We start from the raw sequence: 15921 nt of genomic DNA, 5'->3' as shown, positions 1-15921 counted from the left end.
TGCCGAGGCGGAGTGCGGAGGAATACGCGTCGAACGCCGTCCGAGCGAGATCGCCGAACGCCTGGACGATGGTGTGCTCGCGGCGCGCCGCTGTGCACCGCGAGCACACCATCGTCGGGTCGGATTCCGTATCGCCCGACGACTCGTTCGTCTAGCGGCTGACCAGCAGGGTGTAGCCGGCGATGCCGAGCTGACACAGGTAGGACGACCAGGCACCGTTGGTCTTGCCGTTGTTGCCGACGGTATTGCAGTTGGTCAACGTGGAGGTCCACACCGGCACGTCGGTCAACGAGGTGATGGTCGGGTCGACCAGGGTGCTGTAACCCCCCACGCCGCTCTTGCACTCGTAGCTGACGAACACGCCGTTGGCGACGCCGGTGGTGCCGATCTGCGTGCAGACCGCATTGGTGGAGGTGATCAGGTGGACCCTGTTCGGCTCGGCCTGGGCCGGGCCCGCGCCCAAGGTCAGGGCCGCGGCACCGACAGTCGCGATGGTGGCGACAGCGCGCGAGAGGTTCGACATTTCCGGTCTCCTTGGTGTTGGAGGTCTTCCTCGGCCCGGTGTCGTGACGTGGCACCTTGACGGATGTGGTCGGCACGGGGCCGGGCGGTGGTGCTTGAGCCGGCGGCGGAAGGACGATCAGGCAGCCTCTGACCTGGTGCCAGGGCGTTGCCTAGCGGCTCACCAGCAAGGTGTAGCCGACGATGCCGATCTGGCACCGGTACGACGACCAGACGCCGTTGTTCTTGCCGTTGGTGCCGACTGCTTCGCACGTCGATTGCGTCGAGGTGAAGACGGGCACGTCGGTGATCGAAGCCGTGCTCGGTTCGACCAGGAGGGCTGTAGCCGGCAACGCCACTCCTGCACTCGTACCGGGAGAACACGTCGTTGGCGACACCGCCGTCACCGATCTGCTGGCAGATGGCCAGAGTGCTGGTGTACAGGTAGACCAGGCTCGGGGTGGCCTGGGCCGGGGCTGTGCCGATGGTGAGGGCCACGGCACCGGCGGCCGCAGTGGTGGCGAGAGCGCGCGAGAAATTCGGCAAAGTCATTCCCTTCAAATGTCGGACTTGCCGCCGACCGGCACCGCGACTCGGGTACGTGAATCCGTTCCGCGCGTTCTCGGAGGCAAGGCGGAGGTCACACCGCTGCTGCGGAGGTGGCGAGGACGTGCGGGGGAGTCGTCATGCGGGATCTCCTCGGGGTGCCCGTTTTGGCTGGTCCGATGCGGGCGGCACCATCGGGTCCGACGCTAACAGTCGATTACCGAGGTATCGTCGGAACTTTATTTCGTCCGTGAAGGAATACCTTCGGAATCGACTGTCGGTGTCGCTGAACGCGCAGGCAGCGTCTCTTCGGGTGTTGACGTGTGATGTGCGTCTCGCAGTCGGTTAACAGTTTAGCGGCGTGGTGGCGGAGTACTGCTTGGAAAGCATTCGCAGTACCGGTTGCGCTTTCCGTTGTGCCGGCCGTGCTGCGCCGAACGGTCCCGTCGTGACTCCGGCACGGCGGGGCGGGTGGCCGTGGCGATCGTGGGGGCGTGCCCGGCGTGACCCTGCTGTGCGGCCGCATCCGGCAATCGACTGGCGGGAGCCGTTCGGGGCATCATCGACCCATGGCCATCCTTTCCCGCCCCGAGCCCCTGTTCGGCGAGGCCCTCATCCGGCCTGCCCGACCGGGCGAGGAGGACGTCGTGCTCGACCTCCTGTCCGACGCCGCGGCCTGGCTTCGCGGTCGCGGCATCGAACAGTGGCCGCCACGCTTCCCGGCCGGTGCCGTCCAGGCGCAGATCGCCGTGGGCGAAGTGCTTTTGGTCGAACAGGTCCGACATCCCGTCGCCACGCTCGTCGTCACCGAAGACGAGGCCGGACTCTGGGGTTCGGACACAGCACCGGCCTACTACATCTCCAGGTTCGCGGTCGCACGTCGCGCGAGCGGGGCCGCGCTCGGTTACCGGCTCATCGACTGGGTTGCCGGCAAAGCTGCCGAACACGACCGGCAGTACGTGCGCCTGGCCACGGCCGGCAACCCGGCACTGCGCCGGTACTACGAGAAGGCGGGATTCGAGCACGTCGGCGATTCGTCACACACACGTTGGCCGATGAGCCTCTTCGAGCGGAAAGTCAGCAGCACGCAACAACCCCGGCAGGACGGATGAGCCGGATCTCGCCGCTGCGGACCACGCGGACGGGCCTACCGCCGGCACCGGGGCGTCGCGGGCTCAGTGCGCGGCGTCGAGGCGGGCCAGGCCGTCGATGACGAAGGTCAGGCCCACCTCGAACTCGTCACCGAAGTCGTAACCGGGGCGCAGCACGTGCTGCGCGGTGAACTCGGCGAGGTGTGGGTAGTCCTCGGTCGGGAAGTGGGCCAGGAAGGCGTCGGCCGTGGCCGCGACGGTCTCGGCGTCGAACGGGAGGCTCGACTCCTGCAGGGCGAAGCCCTGGATGTAGCTGTCCAACGCCGCGAACGCGTGGGCGACCATCGGGAGTGAGAAGCCCGCGTGGCGCAGCGTGCCGATCACGGCGTCGTGGTGGCGCAGCGTCGCCGGGCCCGGGGTCAGGCGGGACTGCATCAGGACGACGGCCCACGGGTGGCGGACCAGGGTGTGCCTGGCCGAGGCCGCCCACCGGCGGATCTCGGCCTGCCAGTCGTCGCCGGGGGCGGGGACGTCGATCTGCCCCGCGACGAGGTCGGAGATCGCGTCGAGGATCTCCTCCTTGCCCGCCACGTAGTGGTAGATCGACATCGGTTTGACCTGGAGCCGCTCGGCCAGCGCGCGGATCGTCAGCGCGGCGATGCCCGCCTCGTCGGCCAGGTCCACCGCGGCCCGCAGGACCCGCTCCCGACTCAGCTGCGGACGTGCGGAGTCGGGTCCGCGGCCTGGCATCGACATCTCCTCCGTGGTTGACGGACGCCTCCGGGACAACCTACCGTACTAAGTATGTCGTACTTAGTACGAACGTTGCCGCGAGGAGGGGTCGCCGTGGGGCTGTCGACTGGTGCCGTGGTGGGCGGCGCGGAGGGGCCGGTCCGGTTGGCGCGGGTGGCGGGGGTGCTCTACCTGTTCGTGGCGGTGTTCAGCGTGTTCGCCCTGTACGTGCGGTCATCCGTCGTGGTCGCCGGCGACGCCGCCGCCACGGCCGCCGCCGTTGTCGCGAACTCGACCCTGTTCCGGTTCGGGCTGCTGGCCGACCTGGTGCACCTCGCGTCCTTCATGCTGCTGGCGCTGGCGCTGTCCCGGCTGCTGGGGCACGTGGGGCGGCAGACCGCGTCGGCCATGGTCACCCTGGTCGCCGTCGCGGTCGGCGTCATGAGCGTCAACCTGGTCAACCACGTCGGCGCGCTGCTCGTCGCCAGGGACGCGGCGCAACCCGTCGGCCTGGTGCCGCTGTTCCTCGACCTCCACGCGGCCGGGTTCCAGATCGCGCAGGTGTTCTTCGGGCTGTGGCTGTTCCCGCTCGGTGTGCTCGTCCGGCGGTCCGGGCTGTTCCCCCGACCGTTGAGCGTGCTGCTGATCGCCGGTTGCTTCGGCTACCTCGTCCAGGCCGCCGCGCTCGCCCTGTCGGACGACGGGCTCGGACCGGTGCTCACGCCGATCGCCTTGGCGGCACCGACGCTCGCCGAGGTGTGGATGGTCGGCTACCTGCTCGTGAAAGGTGTTCGGACGGTCGCGCCTCGGTCGGGGCCGGAGGTCGCGGTGCCGGTCTGACCGCAGGGGAGCGGTGGCGGTGATCGCTCGGGCAAATCTGTCCACAGTGGCCTGATCATCGGCCTGTTGGGGCTTTGGCGTTCTGGTGGGCTGAAGAAATGCTTGCTGTGTAGGGATTTTGGGTGCGGGGCCGGTACCGGCCCCGCACCTTTTCGCGTGGTCCTACCAGCAGCGGGTGAAGCGCGCGCCCCGGAAGGAGCCGTAGTAGGTGCCGCCGGCGTTGCCGAAGTAGACGGCGATGCTGGTGCCCTCGACCATGTGGCTGAACGAGAACACCTCGCCGTCGCAGGCGGCGCTCGCCGTCGAGGCCGTGCCGAGCATGAGGCCGGTGGAGAGCACCGCGGCGAGAAGGCCGGAGACGATCTTGGTCTTGGACAAGGCTTTTCCCCTTTTCCTTTGTGGCACAAGGACACCGTGAGCGTAGTCAGGCGCGGCACCGTCTACAATGCCGCGCGATCAGGATTCCCTATCGAGTGGATTCCCTTGTGGCACTGCGCGAAACGCCGCCGGGATCGCCGTTCCGGATGCTTCTTCCGGCCCCATACCGAAGACTCCGGACGGGCGGTACGACCTCAATGGACTGTCGTGCCGGAACTTCGTCGGGGTGGCGGCCTTGGTGCGCGCTCGAAACCGGTTCTGTTTGGTGGCAGATACTTTGGGGGCACGGGAGTTCCGGAACTTCGGCGGGGTGGGCGCGGTGTCGTTCCTCCGACAGTGACTCGACGCGTCCGGCGGTTCTCGGTGGCGTCACCGGGAGCCGCCGGACCACGGGCCGGTCGGGTGACGTGTTTCCTCCAATGGTCTAGACCCATTGACGTGGGTTGTCCGGGTCCGCGAACGTGGGCGAGGTCGATCGCAAGCCCTTGCGCGAGGAGGAACTCACGGTGAAGGTCCAGCATCGAGCGGCGCGAGTCATGGCCGTGTTGGCGGTGGCGGGCGGGGCGACCCTCGTCTGGGGTTACGGCTCCGGCGTCGAGCCCGCGTCCGCCGCCACGTCGCTCCAGCGCCTCGTGCCGGCCCCGGCGGCCGAGGCGTTGAACCCCACCACCACGACGACGGTCACGGTCACGCCGTGGGCCGCCGGGACCACGTACACCGCAGGGCAGATCGTGGGCTACGGCGGGCGGCTCTACCGGTGCATCCAGTCGCACACCGCGATCGCCGGGTGGGAGCCGCCGAACGTGGTGGGCCTCTGGGCTCCGGCCTGACCGACGTCGTGCAAGGGGGGCGGTTCCTGTTCAGGTCGCCGCTTCGGGCAACGTCGTCAGCAGCCGACGGATGGTGAGGTGGCGGTAGATGTCGCGCAGCGGGATCTTGGGCAGGCCGGAGGCCTTCATCGCGGCCCCGATCCGCACGGCGAACAGCGAGTTGCCCCCCAGCTCGAAGAAGTTGTCGTCCAACCCCACGTCGGTGCCCAGCACCGCGCTCCAGATCGACGTCAGCTTCCCGGCCAGGTCGTCGCCGTGCGGGTCGGACCGCGGGGCCGGCGGGGCTGACGGGGCGGGCAGGCGCGACGCGTCCAGCTTTCCGTTCGGGGTCAACGGGAGTTCCGGCACGGCGGTGACGGTCGCGGGCACCATGTGTTCGGGCAGCAGGGACCGCGCCCGTCGTCGCACCGCCGCCGCGTCGCCGGAGCCCAGGACGACGTACGCGTCCAAGCGGGCGGTCGCCGGGTCGTCCGGATCTTCCTGGAGCAGCACCACGGCGGCGGCGCGCACCGCGGGGTCCTCCACCAGGACGGCCTGGATCTCGTCCGGTTCGATCCGGAAACCCCGCAGCTTCACCTGGTTGTCGAGCCGGCCGAGGTGCTCCAGTTCGCCATTGGGCAGCAGCCTGCCCCGGTCGCCGCTGCGGTAGACGACGCCGGAGCCGGTGCGCTGGAACCGTTCGGCGGTGAGGTCCGCCCGGTTGAGGTAGCCGTCCGCGACGCCGACGCCGCCCACCACGATCTCGCCCGGCACCCCCGGCGGGACCGGTTCGCCCGCGGTGTCGACCACGTGGATCTCCCACCCCGGCAGGGGACGGCCCACCGAACGGGTACCCGCGAGGGCGTGCGCCCTGGTGACGGTGAGCGCGGTGACGTGGACGGTGGTCTCGGTGATGCCGAACATGTTGACCGTGCGGCACTTCGGGTGGCGGTCCAGCCACGGCAGCAGCAGCCGGGCGTCCAGCCGTTCGCCGCCGAACACGACCAGCCGGGCGGTCACGTCGGTGTGGTCGACGTCGAGGAGCTGGGTGAACGCCGAAGGGGTCTGGCTGAGGACCGTGACCCCTTGGGACACCAGGAGATCGCGGAACCGCTCGGGGTCGCGCGACACCTCGTGCGGCACGACGGCGAGGCGTCCGCCGGTCAGCAGGCAGACCCAGATCTCCCACACCGAGAAGTCGAACGCGCCCGAGTGGAACCACGTCCACACGTCGTCGGGGCCGAGTCCGTACTCGTCCCGGGTCGCGTCGACCAGGGCGATCACGTTGCGGTGCGGGACGACGACGCCTTTCGGGCGACCGGTCGAGCCGGAGGTGTAGATGACGTAGGCGGGGTCGGCGGGGGAGGCGGGAGGCCACGGTCGGGCGTCCTCGGTGGGCGCGGTGTCCTCGGTGGGCGCGGTGTCGTCGGTCGTCACGAGTACCCGCACGGCGGCGTCCTCCGCCGTATAGGTGAGCCGTTCGGCGGGGTACGCCGGGTCGAGCGGGACGTATGCCGCGCCTGCCTTGAGCACGCCCAGCGCGGTCACCACGAACTCCGCCGTGCGGGGCAGGCAGACCCCCACGCGGTCCCCGCCGGTCACGCCGCGAGCCCGCAGTCCGCGCGCGACCTCGTCGGACCGCTGGTCGAGTTCCCGGTAGGTCAGGGACCGGCGCCGGTCGGTCAGCGCCACCGCGTCGGGCCGGGCCCGCGCGACGCGGTCGAACGCGCCGGGGATCGTGTCCGGCGTGGTGGTCGACGCCGGGCCACGGCCGAGGGCCCGCACGCGGGCGCGTTCCTCGGTGTCGAGCAGCACGACCTCCGCCGCGTTCCCGGCCGTCTGCCGCCGTACGTGGTCGAGGTGTCGGAGGAACTGGGCGGCGATCTCGTCCGACACGTGCGAGCGGGCGTGGTCGCAGCGCAGCCACCGCCCGTGGGCGTCCTCGAACACCGAGATCGTCAGCGGGAAAACCGGTGCCAGACAAGGAGTGTAGGCACCTGCGATGGGACTGCCGGTGAACAGGAGGCCCACTGCGCCGCCGGGCGTGTCGGGGGAGTAGTGGCGCAGGGTGGTGGCCAACGCGGCGGACCAGGTGGCGTGGTCGCCGAGGTCGGCCAGCGGCAGCGCGTGCGTGCCGGTGCCGGAGCCGCCGCCGAGCCCCCAGTCCACTGTGGACCATGTAGGTTCCGGAAAAGTTTCCACGGCGGGAAGTTCGTCGACCCGGAAGTCCCGGCGGGCCACCACGACCAGTTCGGAGCGGTCGGCGTGGCGCAGCAGCACGCGGCGGACGTCGGTGGTCGGCCGGGCGAGTTCGGTGGCCCGCCGGCGGGCCGCGATCGGGTGGTCGGCGGGGGCGGGCACGTCCACCACCCAGCAGCCGTCGACCGGTCCCGGGTCGGTGATCAGCAGCGCGTGGCAGGCCGCGGGCGTCGGGTGGCTCATCGGGCGCTGAACCCGCCGTCGACGGTCAGCACCGACCCGGTCACCTGGCGGGACTCGTCGGCCGCGAGGTACACCACGGCCATCGCCACGTCGGACGGCTCGACCAGCGCGTTCATCGGCTGCGCGGCGGTGAACGCGTCCTCGTGCTCCTCCACCGGCACCTCCAGCGACCGGGCGATCTCGGCGAGCATCCGCCCCTCCGCCTGCCGGTCGTCGCGCACCGACCCCGGGCACACCGCGTTGACCCGCACCTTCATCGGCGCGAAGTCCAGCGCGGCGGCCTTGGTGAGGCCGACCAGCCCGTGCTTGGCCGCGACGTAGCCGGCGAACCGCCGGTAGCCGACCAGGCCGGCGGTGGACGCGATGTTCACGATGCTGCCCGACCGCCGTGCGCACATCGCCGCGCCGACCTCGCGGATCACCCGGAACGCGCCGGACAGGTCGACGTCGAGCATCAGCGCCCACTCGTCCTCTTCGATCTCGTGCACCGGTTTGCCGGACGGCGCGGCGATGCCCGCGTTGTTGACCGCCACGTCGACCCGCCCGAAGCGGTCGTGCGCCGAGGCCACGGCCGCGCGCAGGGACGGGGTGTCACGCACGTCCGCGACCACCGTCAGCACCGCCGCGCCGGCCGCCCGGCACAGCTCGGCGGTGTGGTCGAGCTGGCCGGGGGTGCCCAGCGGGTAGCCGACGCCGGGGAGGTCGGCGCAGACGTCGAGCAGCACGAGGTCCGCGCCCTGCTCGGCGCACGCCACCGCGCTCACCCGGCCCAGCCCCCGCGCCGCGCCGGTCACCAGCACCACCTTGTCGCTCAGGCGCACGGCAGTCTCCTCACCGGCAGTGTCCTCACAGGACGGTCGACGCGATCAGCCGCACGAGTGCGGGACCGGTCGACGTCAGGTACATGTGCCCGCCGGGGAACTCCGCCAGCTCGAATCCCGCGCCCGCGACGGCGGACCACCCCGACGCGTCCGCCACCGAGACCAGGTCGTCCTCCTCGCCGCGCAGCGCGGTGATCGGCACCGGCAGCGGCCGGTCGGTGCCCGGCGCGTAGTCCTCGTGCATCCGCACGTCGGCGCGCAGCGCGGGCAGCGCCATCTCCCGCATCTCCGGGTCCCGCAACGCCTCGTGCCGGTAGCCCGCGAACTCCGCGACGCGGACCAGGAACTCGTCGTCGGACAGCCCGGTGGCCCGCTGCTCGCGCCCGCGCCCCGGTTCCGGTGACCCGCTCGCGAACAGCCCGACGACCTCGACACCGGGGGCCGCGACCAGCCGGTGCGCCAGTTCGTAGGCCAGCACCGCGCCGAGGCTGTGCCCGAACAGCGCCACCCGGGCACCCGGCGGCAGCGAGTCCAGCAGCTCGTCGGCCAGCGCGCGCACCGCCGTGGGCACGTCCTGGAACGGCTCCTCGTCGATCAGCTCCTCGCGGCCGGGCAGCTGGAGCGGTCGCACGTCCAGCGCGCCGCGTGCGGCACCGGCCCACGGCCGGAAGAACGACGCGCCCGCGCCGGCGAACGGCAGGCACACCAACGTCACGTCCATCCCTGCTCCTGTCCCGTGCGGATCATCGGCTCGTCCGCACGCGGTAGCGCCACGTCGACAAGGTGGTGAACACCAGCAGCAGCACGGCGGCGCACAGCACGGCGTGCGTCACCGGGTGCTCGGCCGGCCAGCCCCGCTGCGGCGGGAACCCCGGCGGCGCGGCGTTGCCGAACAGCGCGCGCAGCGCGTTGGCCAGGGCGGTGACCGGGTTCCACTCGGCCACCGCCGCCAGCGGGCCGGGCAGCGTCGGGGTGGCCACGAACCCGGAGGACACGAACGTCACCGGGAACAGCCACAGCAGGCCGAGGCTGCCGGCCACCTGGACGTTCGGCGTGATCAGCGCGACGAACACGCCGATCCACGACACGGTGAACGCGTACAGCAGCACCAGCAGGTACCCGGCGAGCACCGGCAGGAACCCGGTGTGCGGCCGCCAGCCGAGCACCAGCCCGCACGCCGTGGTGACCGTGACGCTGGCCAGGCACGTGGTCAGGTCGGAGGTGGTCCGGGCCAGCAGCAGCGAGATCCGGGCGATCGGCAGCGCGCGGAACCGGTCCACGACGCCTTCGTGCAGGTCGCGGGCCAGCCCGATGGTGGTGAACGACGCGGTGAACACGACGGCCTGGGTGAGCAGGCCCGCCACCAGGTACTCGCGGTAGGCCGCGCCGCCGAGGCTGCCGCCGAACACGAAGCCGATCAGCCCGGCGAACAGCACCGGTTCCAGCAGGCTGGACGCGAGCGCGGTCGGCGTGCGCCGCAGGTGCAGCAGGTTGCGCCAGGTCAGGTCGGCGGCCTGGCGACCGACCCGCAGCAGCGCGGTCACCCGGCCCTCCGGCGCTTCCCGGCGGTCAGCCCCAGGAACACGTCGTCCAGGGTGGCCCGGCGCAGCCCGATCTCCAGCACCTCGACGCCCTCGGCGGTCAGCCCGGCCAGCACCCGGCCGATCGCGGCCTGCCCGTCGGTCACCGCCACCTCGACCCGGCGCGCCCGCCGGTCCACCTCGGGCGGCGAGCCCGACGCCCGGCCGGCGACCCGCGCGGCGGGCCCGAGCTGGTGGTCCTCGGCCACGCACAGCACCACCCGGCTGACCCCGGCGGCGGACTTCAGCTCGTCGGCGGTACCGGCCGCGACGACCCGGCCGCCGTCGAGCACGGTGATCCGGTCGGCCAGCCGGTCGGCCTCGTCGAGGTACTGGGTCGTCAGCAGCACGGTGGTGCCCCGCGCGGTCAGGTCGGCGACCGCGTCCCACGTGTCGAGACGGCTCTCCGGGTCGAGCCCGGTGGTCGGCTCGTCCAGCACCACCAGCCGGGGTCCGCCGACCAGCGCCGCGGCGAGGTCGAGCCGGCGGCGCATCCCGCCGGAGTAGCCGCCGGCCGGTCGGCGGGCCGCGTCGGTGAGCCGGAACCGGTCCAGCAGGTCGTCGGCCGCGGTGCGCGCGGCCTGCCCGCGCGCGCCGCGCAGCCGGGCGACCAGCAGCAGGTTCTCCCGGCCGGTGAGCATCCCGTCGACCATCGAGTTCTGCCCGGTGAGCCCGATTGCCGCACGTACTTCGTCCGGTTCGCCGAGGACATTCCACCCGGCCACCCGGACGTACCCGGAATCCGGTCGGAGCAGCGTGGCCAGAATCCGCACCAAGGTGGTCTTCCCTGCTCCGTTCGGACCGAGCAGGGCGCCCACTTCGCCCGTTTCGAGCCGCAGGTCTACTCCGTTCAGAGCTGCCACTCCGGTGAACGACTTGTGCAATTCGCGGACCACCACCATCGACTCCGCGTCCCGCTGTGCCACCCCTGCCTCCGTCGTCCACCGAGTCTTCCGCGCCGTTAACGCGAAATTTGCAGCGTCGCCCCTTTTGCTCCGGGGCTATTTCGTGGTAGCGCTCTCTCTGGTGCTGACGTGGGGCAATGTAGCAGGGTGCCGAAGTGGCGACGATCCGTCCCGAATGGCCGGTCGAGTCCACATCTGTGCTCGTAGCGCCGTTGTCGGTGGCTCTCTCCGGGCACTTCGACGGGGAATATGTGATCTGCGCCACATCGTTGTGCGGGCTTTGCGGAGGTACCGTCACGTCCCGGTGGAAGGGGGTCGACCGTGGGCTCGAATGTGCCACTCAATGCATTGTCGAGACTTTTCCTAGATCGCCTCGACAGGCACCCGGACGACTCGGCAGTGACCTTCGTGACCGATTTGTCGAACTCGCCCGAACTGTTTTCGGAGTCCTACTCCGAACTCGATCTGCGGGTCCGCCGCACGGCTGCCTGGCTGACCGCGCGCCTCGCTCCGGGTGATCGCGCGCTGCTCCTGTCGGCCACCGCGCCGGAGTTCGCCGCGGCGTTCCTGGGCTGCCTGCGCGCGGGCGTCGTGGCGGTGCCCGCGCCCCCGCCCGGACGGTTCGCGCACGAGCGGCGCAGGCTCGCCGGCATCGCCCGCGACGCCGGGGTCCGGGCACTGCTGGCCGACACCGCCACCGAGCCCTCGGTCCGGACGTGGGCCGCGCAGGAGGGCGTGCGGGCGCCGCTGCACGCCACCGACGCGGACGACGGCGACCCCGGCCCGGTGCACCCCGTCGACCTCGACGTGCCGGCGCTGCTGCAGTACACCTCGGGCTCGACCGGCGCGCCGAAGGGTGTCGTGGTCGGCCAGGGCAACCTGCTGTCCAACGTGGACTCGATCGTCGCGGCGCACGGCGTCGGCGCGGGCGACCGGTTCGGCGGGTGGATCCCGCTGCACCACGACATGGGCCTGATCGGGCTGCTGCTGCCGGGCGTGCTGCGCGGCGGCGGGTACGTGCAGCTCGCCCCGGTCGCGTTCCTGCGCCGGCCGCACCTGTGGCTGCGGCTGCTCGACCGGCTGGACGTGCGGGCGACCGCGTCCCCGGACTTCGGCTTCGACCTGTGCTGCCGCCGGGTCACCGACGAGCAGCTCGCCGACCTGGACCTCTCCCGCGTGGTCGGGGTCGTCAACGGCTCCGAACCCGTCCGCGCGGGCACGGTCGAACGGTTCTGCGCGCGGTTCGCCCGCGCCGGCTTCCGCCCCGAGGCGATGGTGCCCTCCTACGGCCTCGCCGAGGCGACGCTCCTGGTCACCTGCACGCCCGACCGGGTCCCGGTGCCGGTCCCGGTCGACGCCACCGCGCTGGAGCGCGACGTGCTGCGCCGCGCCGAACCCGGCGCGCCCGCCCGGGAACTGGTCGGCTGCGGCGCGGTCCGCACGGGCGAGCTGCTGGTGGTGGACCCCGCCTCGGGCGCGGACCTGGGCCCCGGCCGGATCGGCGAGATCTGGCTGCGGGGACCGGGTGTCGCGGCCAGCTACTGGGGCGACGAGGCCGCCACCGCCGCCGCGTTCGGGGCGCGCACCGCCGACGGGCGCGGGCCGTTCCTGCGCACCGGCGACCTGGGCGGCCTGCTCGACGGCGACCTGTTCGTCACCGGGCGGCGCAAGGAGGTCATCGTGCTGCACGGGCGCACGCTGCACCCGCAGGACGTGGAGGACGAACTCCGCGCCGCCCACCCGGAGCTGGCCGGCCTGCACGGCGCGGTCTTCACCGCGGGCCACGACGAGGACGAGACCGTCGTGGTGGTGCACGAGATGCACGGGCACCGCGACCCGGACCTGGTCCGGGCGGTCGCGGCCGGGGTGAAGCGGACGGTGTCCCGCGAGTTCGGCGTGGCCGTCGGCGCGGTCGCGCTGGTCCGGCCGGGCGCGGTGCGCCGCACCACCAGCGGCAAGGTCGAACGGGTCGCGACCCGCGCGCAGTACCTGGCCGACGCCCTGGACCGACGCCCGCCCGACGCGGACCGGCCGGTGGTCGCGTGACCACGCTCGCCGACCTGGAACGGGCGCTCGACGAGCACCCCGGCGCGTGGTCGCCCGCCGTGCTCGCGGCGGCCGACGACCGCGAGGAGTTCCCGGCCGCCGCCGTGGACGTGCTCGACCGGGTCGGGCTCGCCGCGCACTACGTCCTCGGGCCCGACACCGACTTCCCGCACGCGGTCCGGTTGCTGCGCGCGGTCGCCCGGCGCGACCTCACGGTGGCGATCGCGCACGGCAAGACGTTCCTGGGCTCGACCCCGGTGTGGGTCGGGGGCACGCCGGCGCAGGTCGCGGAGCTGGCCGAGCGGGTGCGGTCGGGCGCGACGGTGTGCCTGGCGCTGACCGAGGCGGACCACGGCGCGGACCTGCTCGCCGGCGAGGTCGCCGCCACCCCGGTGGGGCCGGGGTGGCGGGTCGACGGCGCGAAGTGGCCGATCAACAACGGCAGCCGGGCGGACCTGGCGTGCGTGCTGGCCCGCACCGACCCGGCCGGCGGGGGGCGCGGGTTCGGCCTGTTCCTGGTGGACCGCCGGCGGTCGGCGGACGCCTGGCGGTGCCTGCCCAAGGCCCGCACGCACGGCATCCGGGGCGCGGACATCAGCGGGTTCGCGTTGCACGCCGCCCCGGTGCCCGGGTCCGGACTGGTCGGCGGGCCCGGCGACGGCCTGCCGATCGTGCTGAAGGCGTTGCAGATCACCAGGATCGCGTGCACCTCGCTGTCGCTGGGCGCGGCCGACCACGCGCTGCGCCTGGCCCGCGACTTCGTGGCCGGGCGGCGGGTGCAGGGCCGCCCGCTCGCCGACCTGCCGCACGCCCGCCGCGCGCTGGGCCGCGCGGCCACCCTGGTGCTGGCGGCCGAGGCGGTCGCGGTGCACGCCGCCCGCTCGGTGCACGCCCTGCCCGGTGAACTCGGCGTGGTCTCCGCGATCGCGAAGGCGTTCGTGCCCACGGCGGTCCAGGAGGCGTTGGGGCTGCTCGCGGAACTGCTGGGGGCCCGGGGTTTCCTGGTCGAACCGGACGGGTTCGCGAAGGTCGAGCGCGACCACCGGGTGGTCGGGATCTTCGACGGCAGCACGGTGGTCAACCGGACGCTGCTGCTCAACCAGCTGCCCAGGCTGGGCCGCGCGCTCGACCGGCGGCGGACCGACGCGGCCGGGCTGCGCGCCGCCCAGGCCGGGCCCCTGCCCGCGTTCGACCGCGACCGGCTCGCGCTGGTCTCGGCCACCGGGTGCAGCCTGGTGCAGGCCCTGCCGGAGACCGTCGAGCGGGTGCGCGCCCACCCGCTCGCACCGCCCGGCCTGATCTCGCTGACCGGGCCGCTCCTGGCGGCCGTGGACGGGGTCCGCGCGCAGGCCCTCGACTTCGTCCCGGTCGCGGGTGGCCTGCCCGCGTCGGCCTACCCGCTGGCCGAGCGCTACGAAGCGCTGTACGCGGCGGCGGCGTGCCTTTCCCTGTGGCTTGAGGGTGTCGACCGCGCCGATAGTCCACTGTGGACGGAAGCGCGGTGGGTGCGGGCGTGCCTGGCGCACCTGCTGGAACGGCCCGACGACGACTTGGCCGACGCCGTGGCCCGTGCGTTACCCGGGCACGGCGGCCCGCTGCTGGACGTGGCGCGATGACCGCGCCCGCCCGCGCCGACGCGCTGGAACGCCTGCTCGGCCCGCCGGCCGAGGTGGCGGAGGAAGTCCTGGCCGCCGACGAGAGCGCCCGGCCGTGGGCGGCCGGAGAGGCGGCGCTGACCGGCTACGGGCTCAACGCGGAGTTCGTGCCCGTCGCGCACGGCGGCCGGCTCGACCGGTTCGACCACCTCGTGGAGGTCCTGCGCTCGGTGTACCGCCGCGATCCCGCGCTGGGACTGGGCTACGGCGTCGGCTCGTTCATCGCGGCGGCCACCGTCTGGGCGGCGGGGGAGGACGGGCACGCCGAGCACGCCGCCGGGGTGCTGTTGCCCGGCGGGCGGATCGCGGCGGCGTTCCACGAGACCGCGCACGGCAACGACCTGGCGAATGCCGGGTTCGCGGCCACGCCGGCCGCCGGCGGGCTGCGGCTGACCGGCCGCAAGGAGGTCGTGGCCAACCTCGGCCGGGCGCGTGCCCTGGTGCTGTTCGCGCGCACCGACCCGCGACCCGGCCCCCGGTCCCACTCGCTGTTGCTGCTCGACCGGGCGAGCCTGCCCGGCGCGGTGGACCTGCCGCGCGCCGCCACCGCCGGGATGCGCGGCGTGCTGCTCGGCGGCCTGGAGGCCACCGACCTGCCGGTGCCCGCGACGGCCGTGCTCGGGCGGACCGGCACCGGCCTGGAGATCGCGCTGAAAGCCTTCCAGGTCACCAGGACCGCGTTGCCCGCCATGGCCACCGGGGTGCTCGACACCGCCCTGCGCGTCACGCTCGACCACCTGTCCGCCCGCCGGCTGTACGGCGGGGTCGCGCTGGACCTGCCGCACGTCCGGTCCGTGCTCGCCGGGGTGTTCGCCGACCTGCTGCGCGCGGAGGTGCTCGCCGCGGTCGGGTTGCGCGCCCTGCACCTCGCGCCCGAGGCCGCGAGCCTGTACTCGGCGGCGGTCAAGATCGCCGTGCCGCGCCTGCTGCTCGACGCGGCGGACCGGCTCGCCGACCTGCTCGGCGCGCACTTCTACCTGCGCGGCGGACCGCGCGCGTTGTTCGGCAAGCTGCTGCGCGACCTGGCCCCGGTCGGGTTCGGCCACGTCGCGCGGGCCGCCTGCCAGTCCACGCTGCTGCCGCAGTTGCCGCGACTGGCCGCCCGGGGCTGGACGAGCAGGCCCGCGCCGGTGCCCGACGGCTTGTTCGACCTGCGCGCGGGCCTGCCGCCGGCCGCGTTCGACGGGTTCGCCCTGCACGCGAGCGGACGCGACCCGTGGACCACCGCGACCGACGACGCCGACCGCGCCGAACTGGCCGACCTCGCCGCCGCCTGCGCGCCGCTGCCGCCCGCCGCGCTGGGCGTGGACGCGCCGCCCGCGCACTACGACCTGACCACCCGGTACGTCCGGCTGCTCGCCCGCACCGCGTGGCGGCGGGTGCACGCCACCGAACCGGACGGCTTCCTCGCCGACCCGGTGTGGCCGCGCGCCGCCCTGCACCGCGCCGACCACCCCCGCGCGCCGCTGCCCGAACCGGTGGCCGACGCGCTGCTCGCCGAACTGCTCGACCGCCACCGCACCGGCCGGTCCTTCGGACTGACCGCCCGCACGCTCGCCGTCTGACCCCGCACCC

At 73.2% G+C, this 15921-nt stretch carries 15 protein-coding genes; 6 read left to right on the top strand and 9 right to left on the bottom strand.

Annotated elements, in window-relative coordinates; translation table 11 throughout:
* Positions 1-151 precede the first annotated feature (151 nt).
* Both AC0HI0_RS16415 and AC0HI0_RS16410 read right to left on the bottom strand, forming a co-directional pair.
* Positions 152-523 (bottom strand): hypothetical protein, encoded by a 372-nt coding sequence (locus tag AC0HI0_RS16415; protein ID WP_480933231.1) that lies wholly within the window; start codon positions 521-523, stop codon positions 152-154.
* Positions 524-674: 151 nt separating this feature from the next.
* Positions 675-860, bottom strand: a complete 186-nt coding sequence (locus tag AC0HI0_RS16410; protein ID WP_480933230.1) for a hypothetical protein — start codon at positions 858-860, stop codon at positions 675-677.
* 756 nt (positions 861-1616) lie between these two features.
* On the opposite strand from AC0HI0_RS16410, the gene AC0HI0_RS16405 reads away from it, so the two are divergent.
* A complete protein-coding gene (locus tag AC0HI0_RS16405; RefSeq protein ID WP_480933229.1) occupies positions 1617-2159 on the top strand; it encodes a GNAT family N-acetyltransferase in 543 nt (180 codons plus the stop codon).
* Positions 2160-2222: 63 nt separating this feature from the next.
* On the opposite strand, the gene AC0HI0_RS16400 is transcribed toward AC0HI0_RS16405, so the two are convergent.
* Positions 2223-2888 (bottom strand): TetR/AcrR family transcriptional regulator, encoded by a 666-nt coding sequence (locus AC0HI0_RS16400; protein ID WP_480933228.1) that lies wholly within the window; start codon positions 2886-2888, stop codon positions 2223-2225.
* A 96-nt stretch (positions 2889-2984) separates the two neighbouring features.
* Here AC0HI0_RS16400 and AC0HI0_RS16395 point away from each other — a divergent pair, with 96 nt between their 5' ends.
* Positions 2985-3710 carry a DUF4386 domain-containing protein gene (locus tag AC0HI0_RS16395; protein WP_480933227.1) on the top strand — a complete coding sequence of 242 codons (726 nt, stop codon included), beginning with the start codon at positions 2985-2987 and terminating at the stop codon, positions 3708-3710.
* 162 nt (positions 3711-3872) lie between these two features.
* On the opposite strand, the gene AC0HI0_RS16390 is transcribed toward AC0HI0_RS16395, so the two are convergent.
* A complete protein-coding gene (locus tag AC0HI0_RS16390) occupies positions 3873-4088 on the bottom strand; it encodes a hypothetical protein (protein WP_480933226.1) in 216 nt (71 codons plus the stop codon).
* Positions 4089-4549: 461 nt separating this feature from the next.
* Between AC0HI0_RS16390 and AC0HI0_RS16385 the strand changes: the two genes are divergently transcribed.
* Entirely contained in the window at positions 4550-4918 is a 369-nt protein-coding gene (locus tag AC0HI0_RS16385; RefSeq protein WP_480933225.1) for a carbohydrate-binding protein, read from the top strand.
* A gap of 30 nt (positions 4919-4948) precedes the next feature.
* Here the strand turns inward: AC0HI0_RS16385 and AC0HI0_RS16380 are convergent, their stop codons facing one another.
* Genes AC0HI0_RS16380 through AC0HI0_RS16360 form a run of 5 tightly spaced genes read right to left on the bottom strand, consistent with a single transcriptional unit; the run spans position 4949 to position 10666 of the window.
* Positions 4949-7339, bottom strand: coding sequence for a non-ribosomal peptide synthetase (locus tag AC0HI0_RS16380; protein ID WP_480933224.1), 2391 nt, complete (start codon positions 7337-7339; stop codon positions 4949-4951).
* Positions 7336-8160: an SDR family oxidoreductase gene (locus AC0HI0_RS16375; protein ID WP_480933223.1), complete on the bottom strand. Its 825-nt coding sequence runs from the start codon at positions 8158-8160 to the stop codon at positions 7336-7338. The genes AC0HI0_RS16380 and AC0HI0_RS16375 overlap by 4 nt, the downstream gene beginning before the upstream one ends.
* A gap of 25 nt (positions 8161-8185) precedes the next feature.
* A complete protein-coding gene (locus AC0HI0_RS16370; protein WP_480933222.1) occupies positions 8186-8881 on the bottom strand; it encodes a thioesterase II family protein in 696 nt (231 codons plus the stop codon).
* Positions 8882-8903: 22 nt separating this feature from the next.
* Complete coding sequence (locus tag AC0HI0_RS16365) at positions 8904-9704, bottom strand: ABC transporter permease (RefSeq protein ID WP_480933221.1); 801 nt, start codon at positions 9702-9704, stop codon at positions 8904-8906.
* Complete coding sequence (locus AC0HI0_RS16360) at positions 9701-10666, bottom strand: ABC transporter ATP-binding protein (protein ID WP_480933220.1); 966 nt, start codon at positions 10664-10666, stop codon at positions 9701-9703. Before AC0HI0_RS16360 ends, AC0HI0_RS16365 begins: the two co-directional genes overlap by 4 nt.
* 300 nt (positions 10667-10966) lie before the next feature.
* On the opposite strand from AC0HI0_RS16360, the gene AC0HI0_RS16355 reads away from it, so the two are divergent.
* From AC0HI0_RS16355 to AC0HI0_RS16345, 3 genes are read left to right on the top strand one after another with little or no spacing between them, the layout of a single operon-like run.
* Complete coding sequence (locus AC0HI0_RS16355; protein WP_480933219.1) at positions 10967-12691, top strand: fatty acyl-AMP ligase; 1725 nt, start codon at positions 10967-10969, stop codon at positions 12689-12691.
* The gene (locus tag AC0HI0_RS16350) at positions 12688-14307 is read left to right on the top strand and encodes an acyl-CoA dehydrogenase family protein (RefSeq protein WP_480933218.1); all 1620 of its coding nucleotides are present in this window, start codon (positions 12688-12690) and stop codon (positions 14305-14307) included. The genes AC0HI0_RS16355 and AC0HI0_RS16350 overlap by 4 nt, the downstream gene beginning before the upstream one ends.
* Positions 14304-15911 (top strand): acyl-CoA dehydrogenase family protein, encoded by a 1608-nt coding sequence (locus AC0HI0_RS16345; protein ID WP_480933217.1) that lies wholly within the window; start codon positions 14304-14306, stop codon positions 15909-15911. The genes AC0HI0_RS16350 and AC0HI0_RS16345 overlap by 4 nt, the downstream gene beginning before the upstream one ends.
* Positions 15912-15921: the final 10 nt, after the last annotated feature.

This window comes from Saccharothrix sp. NBAS 001, assembly GCF_056640475.1.
The sequence above is the reverse complement of the archived record's forward strand: the minus strand, read 5'-3'. Positions and strand labels throughout refer to the sequence as shown.

Excerpts from the sequence above, each read along its gene's own strand:
- AC0HI0_RS16415 (WP_480933231.1), bottom strand. The coding sequence starts at position 523 with ATGTCGAACCTCTCGCGCGCTGTCGCCACCATCGCGACTGTCGGTGCC.
- AC0HI0_RS16405 (WP_480933229.1), top strand. The coding sequence starts at position 1,617 with ATGGCCATCCTTTCCCGCCCCGAGCCCCTGTTCGGCGAGGCCCTCATC.
- AC0HI0_RS16400 (WP_480933228.1), bottom strand. The coding sequence starts at position 2,888 with ATGCCAGGCCGCGGACCCGACTCCGCACGTCCGCAGCTGAGTCGGGAG.
- AC0HI0_RS16380 (WP_480933224.1), bottom strand. The coding sequence starts at position 7,339 with ATGAGCCACCCGACGCCCGCGGCCTGCCACGCGCTGCTGATCACCGAC.
- AC0HI0_RS16370 (WP_480933222.1), bottom strand. The coding sequence starts at position 8,881 with ATGGACGTGACGTTGGTGTGCCTGCCGTTCGCCGGCGCGGGCGCGTCG.
- AC0HI0_RS16345 (WP_480933217.1), top strand. The coding sequence starts at position 14,304 with ATGACCGCGCCCGCCCGCGCCGACGCGCTGGAACGCCTGCTCGGCCCG.